Here is a 13861-nt window from a genome sequence, read left to right as displayed (position 1 = left end):
CAGCAAGTTTCAAAAACTGACTATTCCGGTTTGAAACCCGGTTTTCCGTTGGCAGCTCGCCATTCTTTGATGGCTTTTAATACACCAGCGGGGCTGTCTTCGACTCCCTCGGCCGGGTAGTACAAAATATCCGAGCCGCTCGGGTGTTCCGAAATGCTCACTATGTTGTCCACTATCGCGTCGTGCTCCCTCTCGGATGAGTAGTCTCCTTCAACCAAGCGATTTATGAGGGCGATAAACTCTGACTCTGTATATTCTTCAAACCTGGATTTAAATTTCATTGCCCGGTCCTCCTCTGCCTGGCGTGAATTTTTATGTGTTGGCGCGGTGTCAACAGTCGAAGGTTGTCTGCATCGTAAACCATGCCACCTTTACCGATGGGCACAACATGATGTATCTCTATTTTTACCCTTCTCCCTATATGTTCTGCTTGGGGGGCACGTGGTGACAGCCCCTTTTTGATATCGAGTTGATTAAAGTATGAAAACTCATGCATTAATTGCTCATTACTTTCTACTGCCTTCCAAAACGCCCGCCTGAACGCTTTAAAACTGGAAAATTCCTGCCCCCTCAGCTTATCCGCAATCTGCGCAGGTATCGGTGCGCCCTCCGGTGTTGACGCCGCCCCCAGCCAGTTCCCCGTGACTACTTGCCCATTCCCCGAAGCGATCCCCGGATCCTGACGGCGATCCCTGAACATCGTGAAGGTCGGCGGGATACCGGACTCGATCGGGAACACGGTGATGAAGCCACCGAAGTCGTACTGGTCCAGTTCGGGAAACGGGTCGATTCGCCCGCCTAGCGGGGTGACCGTTGCACCTTCGTAGATCGGCAGATCGGTGTCGGCGAACGGCAAATCCGTTGAAGGATTCAGCGGCTGTACCAAAGGTGTCCAGGTCAGGGTGGGACCCTTGGCGTCGCCGGAGACGTAGGCATTTTTGCCGGCATCAAAACGGGCCAGTCTTACCGGCACGTTGGCAGGTACTGTGATGCCGTCCGTGCCGACGACGACAATCTCCGCGCGGTTGCCTGTCGTCCTGGAACCGAGCCTCACCGGCAGGTCGATGTCTTTGCCGCTGGCCGCCCGTTCGTACAGGTCGACAGCGTTCAGACCTGGAGCCAGTTCCGAGAGCGGAACGCTGGCCGAATAAAGATCACCATTGCCCAGCCTGGATGGAATCAGCAGTGCTGCGAAGCCGACCAGAGCGGGCACAGTCGCGGCGCTCACGACAGAAACGGCTGAGCGCAAAGCGGTTCTGAGCGCCAGTGAGGTGGTCAAGTCGGTGGCGATGTGGCCGAGTGTGCCGCTGAACGTCGAGTCAAACGCAGCCATTGAGCCAACGTTGGCGAACGTCGGGTTTTGCCAGCGTGCGTCGCTCTCGGCTTGCCATTGTTCATGCAAGCGTTTGTGTTGCGCGGCCAGTCTCGCTTTGGCCCGGGCAGCGCGGCGCGCCTGCTGCTGCCTTTTCCTTTTGGCCTTTCTCTGCGCCTCACGCTGTTCCTTCAAGCGCTGTGCTTCCTGTTCTCGTTGAACCCGCGCCTGTTCAGCCTCTGCTAGTTCACGTTGGCGACGAACCTCTTCGGCCAACGCTTGCTGACGTTGTTGCTCTGCGGCGATTCTGGCGCGCTCAGCGGCCTGACGCGCTGCTTCGGCGGCAGCAGCCTGCGCCTGCTCATTGGCCTGTACGGTGGCCAGCCATTGCTGCACGCTGGCTTGCTGTTGATGCAGAACCGCGAGGGTCTGGGTCAGCAGCCTGGCTTCGAGCGCTGCTCGATAGGACTGTTTCCACAGGTTCATTCCCGGCCCGTTGGGGCTCAGGATCGGGTCGACGATCTGCGCGCGGGAAAGGAACTGGAAAACCGTTTTATCGGTTGGATCGCTGCCGTAAAAAACGTGGGACAAATGGGTCTGGTGCTGCAGCTGCCCGGTTTTTCGCTGAATCACGGTGGTGCGCACACCCAGCTCGCGGATCAGCGCGGCAGCCGGTGGTAGCGGGTGGGTAGAAATTTCCTGCCGTGCGGCTGCCAGATCCGCTTCGATGGTCAGCGGAATCTGTGCTGTCTTGCCTTGATATTCCGCTTCCAGCGGGCCGGTAAAGTTCTGCAGTACTTGCTGATATCGGCTGCTGTTTCGCGGAGGACCGAATCGACCGCTGTTGGGAATCGTGGTGCCGGTTGGTGGGGTTATACGCACGTGTGGAGGCGCTGTCGCGGTGGTGTGGACGGCCTCGGTCAATACGAATGGCGGTGGCTTTTGCATATTCATATCCTTTTGAATGTGCATGGTTTTTCGATAGATAACGGGTGAGCACTCATTGGCTTCCTGCCAAACAAAGTTACAACGAAGTGCTCAAGGAAATATCCGGATTGTCTGTAGGCGCTGACAGGAGACAAGGCGGGAGTTTTCGACAAAAAGCGGGATCAGGCGGATGCTTCTTTTATGTATTCGGACGTTTCCTCTGCAATGAAAGGAAATACCTTTCAAACAGCATGTCTTGTGGTTCCATCAAACCTTCACCCATAAAAAAAGCGCCCCGGTCTGGCCGGGGCGCTTTTTGTATTGCAGCGGTTAAATCAGAACGTGTACTTGAAGCCGGTCATGATGTTGCGCGGTGCGCCGTACATGCCGTGGTCACCGGCGTAGCTGAGGTATTCGCGGTCGAATACGTTGTTCAGGTTGACCGAGGCGCTGAGGTTTTTGCTGATGTCGTAGCGTGCCAGCAGGTTGGTGACGGCGTAGCTGCCTTGCTCGAAGGTATGCAGGTCGGCACCGGTCTTGCTCTGCCAGTTCACACCGCCGCCAACGGTGACTTTGTCCAGAATGCCCGGCAGGCGATAGCTGGTGAAGGTCTTGAGGCTGTGACGGGGCAGGGTGGTGACGATGCGATTGTCATCGGCATCGGTGCTGACGGCATAGGCGTAACCGGCAGACGCTTGCCAGCCTTCGGCCAGTTCGCCATCGAGGGTGAATTCAGCACCTTTGGTGGTGGTGCCTTGTTCGGATTTGTAGGTGTTGCCGCCAGGGGTGTCGATCCAGATCGCCAGGTTGTCCTGCTCGATCTTGAACAGCGCGAAGCTGGAGTTCAGCTTGCCATCGAAATGGCTGCCCTTGACGCCGACTTCGTAGCCGGTGCCTTCCATTGGGTCCAGAGGCTTTTTGTTGATGTCGCGAACCCACGACGATTGTGGGTTGAAGATCTTGGTGTAGCTGGCATACAGCGACCAGGTGTCGTTGACGTCGTAGACCACACCCGCGTACGGGATGTAGACACCGGTTTCCGATTCCTTGGTCTTGGTTTCTGCACCGTCGTACGGCTTGTCTTCGATGTCGCGATGCCAGTCGACCACGCGGCTGCCGAGCAGGATGCTCAGGTCATCGGTGGCACGCAGGCGGGTGGCCAGGTAAGCGGCGTATTGAGTTTCGTCGACGGTGGATTTGCCAATGGCATTGAATTCGGGTTTGACCGAGTCGCCGTTCCAGTTCAGCAGGTTGTCGATGGCGCCGGCAGGGGAGGTGTTGTAGTCATACTTCCAGTTGCCGTAGTTCGGCACGTTTTCGTTGTATTGCGACAGGGTCACACCTGCGATCAGCTCGTGCTCGCGACCCAGCAGGCCAAACGGGCCGGTCAGGTAGGCGTCGATGTTGTTCTGGCGCGGGGTGCCGGAGAAGCGTACCGGCAGTTGGGTCGTGCCGCTGCCGTCGGGGTTCAGGCCGCCGTTGACGTAGTTGAAGACCTCATCGAACTTGTTCTCGGAGTGAGTCAGTTCGACCTTGCCGCTCCAGCCGTTGCCGAACTGTTGTTCGATCGAGGTGAAGAAGCTGGTTTGTTCGTGGTCGTTATAAGACCAGGTCTGCGCCGAGTTCAGGGAGCGCTTGAGGTTGGTGCGCGAGCCGTCGGTGAAACGGGTCGGCAACCCCGAACGCATTGGCGAATCGACGTCGGTGCGCTGGTAGCTGAAACCCATGGTCAGCAGGGTGTCTTCGCTCAGGTCGAATTCAGTGATGCCATACATCAGCTGCGAATCCTGCTTGTAGCGGTCAACCCAGGACTGTTCGGTCTTGAAGTCGCCAACCAGACGGCCGCGGATGTTGCCGGTTTCGGTCAATGGCCCGGAGACATCGAAACCGGTCCCGTAGCGGTCCCAGTTGCCGGCCTCGGCGGTGACGCTGGCCTGAGCTTCGGCGGTCGGACGCTTGCGGATCAGGTTGATGGTGGCCGAAGGGCTGCCCAGGCCGCTGATCAGGCCGGTGGCGCCACGCACCACTTCCACACGGTCGTACATCGCCATGCTTTGGGTGTAGTTGTCCATGCGCTTGACGGTCGGCACGCCGTCGATTTCGAAGTTCTGGATCTCGAAACCACGGGAGAAGTAACCGTCGGACTCTGCGCCCTGGCCGTCACGCAGCACGATGACGCCCGGTGTGGCGTCGAGGGTATCGCTGAGGTTGGTCAGGCGCTGGTCGTCGAGGCGCTGACGGGTCATGACGGTCAGTGACTGCGGGGTTTCCTTGGGTGTCAGGTTCAGACGCGTCGAGCTGCTGGACGAGTACGTGGTGTACAGCCCGGTGCCTTCAGTGGTCGACCCCGGCGCCTTGCCGGAAATCGATACCGCGCCCAGTTCCATTGCGTTTCCCGCTGCTGCACCAGCGGCCGGCATCAGCGAAACGGCGTTGCCGTTGAGTTGATAGGTCATGCCGCTCCCCAGCAGCAGGTTGTCCAGTGCCTGTTTCGGCTCCAGGTGTCCGGATACCGCGCTCGACTGCAGGCCAGCCAGGGTTTCCGGGCTGTAGAGAATCTGCAGATTGGCCTGTTGCCCAAGTTGTTGCAGTGCTTTGGAGAGCGATTGCGCAGGGATGTTGACGTCGACCGGCGTCGCTTGAGCCTGGGTGCTGCCCAACAGCATCAACGTCAGCAGAGCACCTGACAGCATTGCGCCACGCGGATGGCGGCGGGAGACGGCCTCGGCCAGAGGGGTACGGGACAACTTTAAGGCTTGCATTTGCTCGGGATGCTCCTGAAGTGCGAGTGCAGTTTTATTAGTTAATGATAATTAGACGCAACACTGCGTAAAAACCGGAAAAAATCCCGCGAACCGCGAAAATCTCTGCTATCGCGCGAAGGCGGGATCAGCTCATCCCTGAGCGGTTGGCGTATCAGGCCGGGTTGAGCGCGGTTTTGACTTTGCCGGCATCCATGCGCACCAACTGGTCGGCGACATCGAAATAACGGTCATCGTGGGAGATCACGATGATGGTCTTGCCCAGGCGTTTGAGGTCGGGCAGCAGCTCGGTGTAGAAGATCCGGCGGAAGGTCGGGTCCTGATCCGCGGCCCATTCATCGAACACCAGCACCGGGCGCTCCTCCAGCCACGCATTGACCAGCGCCAGCCGCTTGCGCTGGCCGGTGGACAGGTCGGTGGTGGTGAAGCTGCCGTCCTGCACGCTGACCTTGTGGGCGATTTCCAGGCGCTGCAGGTATTTGTTGGCGTCGTCGGGAATGTGCGTATCGCCCTGCACCACGTCATCGAACAGGTAGTAGTCGGCAAAGACCGTGGTGAACAACTGGCGGTAATCGTCGCGGGTGAGGGCGGTCACGCATTCGCCGTTGAGGCGGATTTCTCCTTGCTGTGGCGGATAGAGGCCCAGCAGCAGTTTGATCAGAGTGGTCTTGCCGCAGCCGTTTTCACCGACGATGAACACGATGTCGCCTTGTTCGATCTTCAGGTTCACCGGCCCCAGCGTGAACGGGTTGGCCTCGCCCACGGCCGGGAAGGCATAGCGCACATCCTTGAGTTCCAGGCTCTGCACCGGCTCGGCTTTCTTGCCCTGATCGCTGAGCAACAGATGCGGCTCGGGCGAGGAGAATTGCGCCGACAGTTCAGCGATACGGCGAAAGGCGATCTGTGCGCGGCTGACCACCGGCAAGGTGCCGACCAGGTGTTCCAGCGGACCTTTCATGTACAGCAGCACCAGGACGAAACCGCTCATCACGGTTTTGTCGGCGCTGGGCCAGAACGATTGCAGCGCCAGCGCCAGGCCGATGACCACAAAGAACAACATCGAGCCGAAACTCTTGGCAATCACGAACGTGTTGATCGATTTGATCTGGGTCTTGCAGATGAAATCGGCAGTGCCCTTGATGCCACTGTTGAACATGCGCTGGCGGCGCGGGCGGTGAATGCGCAGTTCCTTGGCGCCTTCGGCAATTGCGTTGTAATGCTTTTGCAGTTCGTCTTCAGCGTCACGGGCGGCGAAGAAACCCTTGATCCCGCGACCCTGGGCGAAGTACTGGATGCCCGTGCCGATCAGGATCGCCACGACCATGATCAGGAACATTGGCCACGACAGCATCGCCAGATACCCCATGCAACCGAGGGTGACGGTCAGCGAAATGGCCAGTGGCGCGAAGGCGAAGGCGAAGTCGCTGATGGTGTCGACGTCGTGGGTCAGCACCGGAATCAGGCGATGGCTGCGATAGCGTTCGATCTGTTCGATCGGTGCCGACAACACTTTCTCGCCCAGTTGTTTGCGCAGGGTGGCAATGATGTGCTGGCCGACATAGTTGGTGCCGATGTCCGAGCAGATCGAGCTGAGCAGCGCCAGCACGCACAGGCCTCCGAACAGCGCGACCACGCTTTGGGTCAGACCGGATTCGGAGTGCAGCGCGTTATTGATGGTGGCCAGCAGGACCGTGACACTCAGGCCACCGACCATGCCCAGAATGACCGACAGTGCAACGACGAGCCGAAAAGGTTTGAGTAGGGTGAACAATTCATGAATTGCACCGCGCGTAGGCTGGGTCATGACAGGACAGTTCCTTGGGTCGTAAAGGCAGATACCCTGTAGAACGTCTGATCCGGTGCTTAATTTAGACGGCCGCCGACTGGCGGCGACCGGGGGGGGAGGAGAAGCGTTACTGCCGATTACAACTCACGCACGACGCGGAAACCGATCCAGTCGCCGCGGGTCTTCGGATCGATGTCGTTGCGGTTGCCCGAACGGGAGAATACCGGCGCTTCACCCCAGTCATTGCCACGAATGCGCAGGGTGTCGCAGTTGGGTTCCAGCCACGCGCTGCCATCGGTCGGCGCACCGTTGTAGTCCGGGTGATAGCAGTCTTCGACCCACTCATAGACATTGCCGTGCATGTCGTACAGGCCAAAGGCGTTGGGCGGGTAGCTGCCCACCGGCGAGCTGAAGCTGTAGCCGTCCGCCGGGCCGTAAGTGTTGGCGTGTTTGGCGATGCTGTAGCCCTTGCCCTCGTCGAACGGGAAGGGAAAAGGGCCTTTGGATCCTGCCCGGGCTCCGTATTCGCGCTGGGCTTCGCTGAGCATGCTGTACTTCTGTCCGGTCTTTTTCGACAGCCAGGCGACGTAGTTCTTGATGTCCTGGAAGTCCATGCACACGGCCGGCTGACGCGGTGTTTGCGGGTAGCGCGGTTTGCTTGCGATGCACTCGCGACCGGGCCGCGTGTCGCCGTTGGCGATCACCGCACCGCTCTCGCGAATGTAGCTGTCCCATTCACCTGCGGTGATCTGGAAGCGGCTCATGGCGAAGGGTTTGGCAAAGGTCACTTCATGCATCGGGCCTTCGTCGGGTTCGCGGCCCACTTCATCCTCCGGCGTGCCCATGGTGAAGGTGCCGGCCGGTAGCACGACCATTTCCGGGCAGTCTTTGCAGTCCTTGAATACTTTACCCGCGGCGGGCGGTGTCGCGGCCTGTGCGGCAGTCGGCAACAGACCGGTCATGAGGGCGGCGAGGGCCAGTGCCTTGAGCGCGCTGGCGCCGAGAGCAGGGGTCAACAGATCACGTTTCATGAGTCATCTCGTTTAAAGGAAAGCGGGGCGTCACAGCTGTTTGTCGAGTACGGCCATGAAACGCTCGATGTCGTTTTCGCTGTTCAACAGACCGGGTGCGATCCGGATCACCGGGCCGGCGTCGCGCTCCACCGCGTCGCACACCACGCGGTTTTGCATGAGCCGGGCGGCGACCTGATCGCAGTCGCGATCCTTGATCCGGAAGAAGGTAAAACCGGCAGACAGATCGGCGCTGCGGGGTGTCACCAGTTCAATCGAGCGGTGTTCCAGCAAGCGGTTCTTGGCGTAGGTGTTGAGTTGCTGAATGCGCGTTTGCACCTCGCGCTTGCCCAGCGACAAATGCAGCTTGAACGCTTCGTCCAGCGCCCAGCGGTGTTCGAAACTGTGGTACCCGCCGGGGGTCATGATGGTCGAGAACGTGGTGGCTTCGGAGAAGGTCGGGATAGTCGGGGTGACGTCCTTGAGTTCGCTGGAACGTGCGCAAATGATCCCGGTACCGCGGGGACCGAACATCCACTTGTGGGTGCCGGCAATAAAGAAGTCGCAATGCATGTCGGGGAAGTCGAGGTCATCGACACCGAAACCGTGTACGCCGTCGACGACGTACAGGATGCGATCCTTTTCCTCGCGCTGGCGATTGTGCCGGTCCACCAGTTTGCCGATCTCGCCGATCGGCAGTTTCACGCCGCTGCCCGATTGCACCCAGGTCATGCCCAGTACGCGGGTTTCGGGGCGAATGCCTTGGTCGATGCGGGTCAGTATTTCGTCGACGGACGCCTTTGCGCTGTTGTCGAACAACTTCAGTTTGCGCACCTTCACGCCATCTTTCTGTTGGCGATAACCCAGCGTGTAGTTGGTTGAGTAGTGCTCGTGTTCGGTGGTGAGAATTTCCTGATCGGCGCGCACATGGATGCCGCCATAGATCAGTGCCAGACCTTCGGTGGTGCTGCCGGTGAGGGCGATCTGCTCGGGTTTGGCCTTGAGGTAGCGACCGGCCCATTCGCGCACGGCCTGCTCGCGTTTTTCGGTTTCACCCAGATCCCAATCCATCGCTCGTCCGGGATTGCGGTCGAGGGTCACGCGGTAGCGTTCGATGGCTTCACGCACCGGGCGCGGATGCGAGGTCACGAGGAAGTTGGCGAAATGCAGGTAATCCGGGTCCTGATCGAAAAGCTGGTGCAATTGGGCCCATTTGTTCCCGGCGAGCGGTTGTGGGTTGGCGGCGCGAGCCGGCAGGTTGACGGCAGCGCCCAGGGGCAGGCCGGCGGCCAGGATGCCGGCCTGTTTGAGGAAAGAACGACGGTTGGTCATGAGTTCTGATCGCTTGTTCGAAGAGGTGTCAGCGGTTGACGACAGGTTTGGAGGATTTTTGTACCTGTTCCCAGACCCGCAAGAAGTTGCCGCCCCACAATTTGGCAATGTCGGCTTCGCTGTAACCACGGGAGATCAACTCGGCGGTTACGTTGCGCGCTTCGCTGACGTCCTTCCAGCCGTCCAGACCGCCGCCATCGTTGAAGTCGGAACTGATGCCGACATGGTCGATGCCGATTTTCTTCACGGCGTAATCAATGGCGTCGCCGAAGTCCTTGAGGTTGGCTTTGGGTTCTTCGTCGACGATTGCATAGAGCTGGCCGGCGTACTCGCCGAAGCGTTGTTCCGGCCACACAGTGATGATCGGGTCGCCCGGCATCAGCGCCATCTCCAGGCCCTGCAACGGCTGCAGGTCAAACCGGGCCCGCAATGCGTTGAGCTTGTCCTGGGTCGCCTGGCTCAACGGGCGCAAGTAAGTCGGGAAGCCGACGATCTGCACGACGCCGCCGCTGTTCTTGATCAGTTGCATTTCCTGGTCGCTGATATTGCGCGGAATATCCACCAGCGCCCGTGGTGCCGAATGGGAGGCCACGATCGGTGCGCGACTCAGTTGCGCAACTTGTTCCAGTGCCTTGGTCGACATCTGCGAGACATCGATGATGACGCCCAGATCGTTGAGGCGATGCACGGCCTGTTTGCCAATGTCCGACAGTCCGCCAAGCGCATCGCGGGTGTCATTGAAAAACGGCAGTGGTCGTGAAGAATCGGCCCAGTCGTTGTTGCCCACGTAACTGAAACCGAACATGCGCATGCCGCGTGCGGCCCACTTGTCCAGGGCGTTCAGATCATTGCCCAGCGGATAGGCGTTGAGCATGCTCATGAAAATCGCAAACTTGCCTTCGCCATGCAGGCGGCGGAAATCGTCCGGGGTGTAGGCGATGGCAACCTGATTGGGGAAGTCGCGCACCAGGGTGCTGATGATCTTGTAGCGGGTTTCCTGTTCGAAGCGCGCCTCTTCCACAAACCCGGCGGTCGGACGGTGTGGCGCGTTGGCGCCGTTCCAGATTTCCGGCCAGCCGAAGATCGTCAGGGCGGCACCGGACAAGCGTCCGCGGGCGGTTTTCACCAGGTCGAACTGGCCGCTGCCATCCTTGTCGGCTTCGTTGCCGGCCGTGCCGAAATCCAGCGGCACGGTGATGTGGCTATCGAAAGAAAGGATGCGATCCTGCAACGCATCGGCTTGCTGCATGACTTTGACCGGGTAACCGGGATTGTCCTTGAACCAGTGCTCCCAGACCGCAAAGCCTGAGGCAGCACTGATTGCCAGGGCCAGCGGCAGGCCGATGTAAAGAGCCTTTTTCGAACGTGGTTTTGTCATTGCCATCTCAGTCAGGTTCGCCGTCGAGGTGCGGGCGCAAGGGCCTTCGCTATCTGGGTGAAACGACTGGGCAGCCGGGTAATTTAGGTCCGGGTGAAAAGAACGCCGCCCGATGCACGAACTGCCGAAGGCTGCGATCTTTTCGGGACGCCATAAATTTACCGCTGCAACAAACGTTCTAGCTTGGATAAAGCCTGCTTCATGGCTGACACAGGTAGGGCAATGAAGATTTCTCGACGATGGTTCATGGCGGGCCTGGCACTGACCGGCGCCGCTGTGCCTGCAGCGTATTTTGGGCATCGTGAATGGACGAAGCCGGATCCGACGATCACCCCGGGTGAGGCGTCGTTCGATGTCGCGGATGTCGCCGGGCAACGCCTGGCGGATGCGCTGCGCGGTATCTGGCAGATTCGTTTCGAGGGCCATGACGCCGGTATCGCGGGGTTGCCCGGAGACGGTCTGGAAGTGTTTCTCGATGTTGCCCACAAAGGGCGCGGTGTTATCGGTTTTCTCGACACGGCCGAGCGTTTGCGCTCGTCACAGGCGCCGCGCTATCGAATTCTCGCGGACCTCGCCGACGTCAAAGCCTCGCAGTTGAGTTGGCGTCTGGTCAGCACCTCGTCGGCCGACGGTGCACCGGACTACGAATTCAGCATGGCGCTGGATGAAGTCTGGGGCGGTTTCGGCAACGCCGGCAGCGGCAGCCTCAGCGGGCGCGTCTTCAACCTGGATCGTCCCTTGATGCTGCCGGCGCAGGACAATCGTTTTATTGCCGTCAAACGTGTGTTCCCCGAGGCCCGCGAGCGCACAGGGTTGAACCCGACGTTGCTGGCCTGGCTGATTTCCCCCGAGCACCGCTTGTTTCACCAGCTCTGGCACGCCAGCCGCGACAAGTGGCATACCTTGAGCGAGGAAAAGCGCGGCGCCCTGCGCGGTATCGGCTGGCAGCCCGGCCCGCGTGACAAGGAGCGCGACGCCCGTGGCCCGCGCAAGGACCGTAACGGCTCGGGTATCGATTTCTTCTTCATGCACCGGCACATGCTGGGCACGGCGCGTTCAATGCAGGATCTGCCATCGTGGCAGCACTTTCCGTTGCCGCAACCGGAGTTGATCCGTGATCGCCAGGGTTTTGCCGATTATTTCGACAATCACGATGGCACTTCGCTGCCGCCGACCTGGCTGGCCGAGGACGATGACGAATACTCGCAATGGGTCAGCGACATCAAGACGGCCGAGACGTATCACAGTAATTTCCTGGTGTGGGAGTCGCGCTACCGTGACCCGCGCTACCTGGCCAGACTGACCTTGGGGCAGTTCGGTTCAGAGGTTGAACTGGGGCTGCACGACTGGCTGCACATGCGCTGGGCGTCCGTGCCGCGCGACCCTTCCAACGGCCACCCGGTGCCGTTTGCGCGGGATCCGGCCGATTTTTCCGCGCGTTGGTATGCCGCTGAAAACGATTTCCTGGGCGATCCGTTCTCTTCTCATGTGAGCCCGGTGTTCTGGGCGTTCCATGGCTGGATCGATGATCGTCTGGAAGACTGGTTCCGCGCGCACGAACGCTTCCATCCGGGCGAGGTCAGTCGCTTGCAGGTCAATGGTGTGCCGTGGTTTGCGCCGGGGCGCTGGGTGGAAGTCGCCGACCCGTGGCTCGGGCCGATTACCCACGGCTGCAGCACAGTTCCGGGCCTGCAGCCAGGCAAGTCGGTGGAGATGGATCCGGAAACCATGAAGCTGGCCCTGCGCATTACCTTCAGCGATGACGAGAAGGTGTTGTCGTCGTTGTTCCGCAAGGTGCCGCAGCGTCCATGGTATGCACGTCACCTGAAGCCCAAACAGACGCCGGTCTGAGACGGACTTCATTGCGATCGCCAGCAGGCCGACTCCCACACATTCAGTTGCACCGATGAATGTTGTGGGGCCCGGCCTGCTGGCGATTTCACTTGCAGGTCAGCGCGATGCCAGTGTCTGCCACCCACCGCCCAATGCCTTGTACAGTGCAATGCTTGCCTGCAATCGTGACAATCTCAACTGCACATTCAAGTCCTGGGCGGCATAGAGCGTGCGTTGGGTTTCCAGTACCGTCAGCAAGTCCTCTGCGCCGGCCTGGTAGCGACTCTGGGCGATGTCGAACGCCGTTTGCGCTTGCCGCAGTTCCTCGCTTTGCCATTGCCTTTGTTCATCGAGGCCGCGAATGCTGTTCAAGGCTTTTTCGACATCGGCGAAGCCGTTGATGATCGCGCCGCGATAGTTCTGCAGCAGTTCATCCTGGCGTGCAGTGGCCTTGTCGCGCTCTGCGCCGAGACGACCATTATTGAAGATCGGCCCGATCAGTCCGGCGGTCAGGTTGTAGAACGGGCTGCGTAGAACGTCGCGGACCTGGTCTGCCCCCGAGCCGATATCGGCGCTCAGAGTGACCTTGGGCAGCATGGCGGCGCGGGCGACTTTGACGTCGGCTTCGGCGGCGGCCAGTTGCGCTTCGGCGCGGGCGATGTCCGGGCGCCGGTTGAGCAGGTCGCTTGGCACGCCGGTGGCGATTTCCGGCCAGTGCAGTTGATCGAACGATTCCCCGTTCAGCGCAAGTTCCTGAACGGGTCGACCCAGCAGGGCCGCGAGGCTGATCGAAGCGTCCCGGGCTTGTTGCTGCACCAGCGGTAGTTGCCGTTGCTGGGCCGCTACCAGGCTTTTCTGCTGAGCCAGTTCCAGGGCGGTGGCCGAGCCTGAGTCAAAACGCGTTTGTACCAGTTTCAAAACGCTTTGCGCGTTGGCCAGGTTGAGTCCGGCAATACGGCTCTGCTCGCGTAGCGACAAGGTTTGCGCATAGGTGTCGGCGACACTGCCGAACAACGTCAGCTCCACCGTGGCACGGTCGAACTCGCTGGCCTGCATGGCAAACTGCGCACTGTCGCGTGATGCCTGTTTGCCACCCCAGAAGTCGATTTCGTAACTGGCATTCAGATTGGCGTCGAAGTAATCCACGGCCTTGTTGCTGCTGTCGGCGTCCAGTTGGCTGTAGCCGTTGCCACGTAGCAGTTTCTGTCGATTGGCATTGAGCGTGGCCTGCACTTCCGGCAATTGTGAGCCGCCTGCGATCACCGTGCCGGCCTGGGCCTGGCGTACCCGGGCCATGGCGGCGGCGAGGTCGAAACTGCCCGCGCGGGCCTGTTCGATCAAACGATCAAGCTCCTGGCTGCCAAACAGCGTCCACCATTTCGGATCGATGCGGCCGACGCTGGCGCCGTGTGACGATTGCCAGGTGGCGGGCGGTTGCAAACCGCTGTCGGGACGCTGGACGGGACTGCCGCAGGCGCTGAGCAACAGGCACACGGTCAACAAACTGAGACACGGTTTCAT

The 13861-nt window shown here is 60.1% G+C and carries 9 protein-coding genes; 1 reads left to right on the top strand and 8 read right to left on the bottom strand.

Annotated elements, in window-relative coordinates; all coding sequences use genetic code 11:
- Nucleotides 1–20: 20 nt before the first annotated feature.
- The 7 genes from DXT77_RS09755 to pvdM all read right to left on the bottom strand — a co-directional run bounded on the left by DXT77_RS09755 (nt 21) and on the right by pvdM (nt 10507).
- Nucleotides 21–281, bottom strand: a complete 261-nt coding sequence (locus tag DXT77_RS09755) for a bacteriocin immunity protein (RefSeq protein WP_119427486.1) — start codon at nt 279–281, stop codon at nt 21–23.
- The gene (locus DXT77_RS09750; protein WP_119427485.1) at nt 278–2260 is read right to left on the bottom strand and encodes an S-type pyocin domain-containing protein; all 1983 of its coding nucleotides are present in this window, start codon (nt 2258–2260) and stop codon (nt 278–280) included. Before DXT77_RS09750 ends, DXT77_RS09755 begins: the two co-directional genes overlap by 4 nt.
- Nucleotides 2261–2574: 314 nt before the next feature.
- Nucleotides 2575–5001, bottom strand: a complete 2427-nt coding sequence (locus tag DXT77_RS09745; protein WP_119427484.1) for a TonB-dependent receptor — start codon at nt 4999–5001, stop codon at nt 2575–2577.
- 154 nt (nt 5002–5155) lie between these two features.
- Nucleotides 5156–6805: a cyclic peptide export ABC transporter gene (locus tag DXT77_RS09740; protein ID WP_119427483.1), complete on the bottom strand. Its 1650-nt coding sequence runs from the start codon at nt 6803–6805 to the stop codon at nt 5156–5158.
- 119 nt (nt 6806–6924) lie between these two features.
- The gene (locus tag DXT77_RS09735) at nt 6925–7818 is read right to left on the bottom strand and encodes a formylglycine-generating enzyme family protein (RefSeq protein WP_119427482.1); all 894 of its coding nucleotides are present in this window, start codon (nt 7816–7818) and stop codon (nt 6925–6927) included.
- 30 nt (nt 7819–7848) lie between these two features.
- A complete protein-coding gene (locus DXT77_RS09730; RefSeq protein WP_119427481.1) occupies nt 7849–9129 on the bottom strand; it encodes an aminotransferase class V-fold PLP-dependent enzyme in 1281 nt (426 codons plus the stop codon).
- Between the two features lie 28 nt (nt 9130–9157).
- Complete coding sequence (pvdM, locus tag DXT77_RS09725; protein ID WP_119427480.1) at nt 9158–10507, bottom strand: pyoverdine-tailoring dipeptidase-like protein PvdM; 1350 nt, start codon at nt 10505–10507, stop codon at nt 9158–9160.
- 222 nt (nt 10508–10729) lie between these two features.
- Between pvdM and DXT77_RS09720 the strand changes: the two genes are divergently transcribed.
- On the top strand, nt 10730–12358 hold the full coding sequence (locus DXT77_RS09720; RefSeq protein WP_119427479.1) for a PvdJ/PvdD/PvdP-like protein: 1629 nt from the start codon (nt 10730–10732) through the stop codon (nt 12356–12358).
- A 99-nt stretch (nt 12359–12457) separates the two neighbouring features.
- Here the strand turns inward: DXT77_RS09720 and DXT77_RS09715 are convergent, their stop codons facing one another.
- On the bottom strand, nt 12458–13861 hold the full coding sequence (locus DXT77_RS09715) for an efflux transporter outer membrane subunit (RefSeq protein WP_119427478.1): 1404 nt from the start codon (nt 13859–13861) through the stop codon (nt 12458–12460).

Source organism: Pseudomonas sp. 91RF (genome assembly GCF_003576265.1).
GTDB lineage: Bacteria > Pseudomonadota > Gammaproteobacteria > Pseudomonadales > Pseudomonadaceae > Aquipseudomonas > Aquipseudomonas kribbensis.
The sequence above is the reverse complement of the archived record's forward strand: the minus strand, read 5'-3'. Positions and strand labels throughout refer to the sequence as shown.

Coding starts and splice junctions, on each gene's coding strand:
- DXT77_RS09755 (WP_119427486.1), bottom strand. CDS start 281: ATGAAATTTAAATCCAGGTTTGAAGAATATACAGAGTCAGAGTTTATC.
- DXT77_RS09750 (WP_119427485.1), bottom strand. CDS start 2,260: ATGCAAAAGCCACCGCCATTCGTATTGACCGAGGCCGTCCACACCACC.
- DXT77_RS09745 (WP_119427484.1), bottom strand. CDS start 5,001: ATGCAAGCCTTAAAGTTGTCCCGTACCCCTCTGGCCGAGGCCGTCTCC.
- DXT77_RS09740 (WP_119427483.1), bottom strand. CDS start 6,805: ATGACCCAGCCTACGCGCGGTGCAATTCATGAATTGTTCACCCTACTC.
- DXT77_RS09735 (WP_119427482.1), bottom strand. CDS start 7,818: ATGAAACGTGATCTGTTGACCCCTGCTCTCGGCGCCAGCGCGCTCAAG.
- DXT77_RS09730 (WP_119427481.1), bottom strand. CDS start 9,129: ATGACCAACCGTCGTTCTTTCCTCAAACAGGCCGGCATCCTGGCCGCC.
- pvdM (WP_119427480.1), bottom strand. CDS start 10,507: ATGACAAAACCACGTTCGAAAAAGGCTCTTTACATCGGCCTGCCGCTG.
- DXT77_RS09720 (WP_119427479.1), top strand. CDS start 10,730: ATGAAGATTTCTCGACGATGGTTCATGGCGGGCCTGGCACTGACCGGC.
- DXT77_RS09715 (WP_119427478.1), bottom strand. CDS start 13,861: ATGAAACCGTGTCTCAGTTTGTTGACCGTGTGCCTGTTGCTCAGCGCC.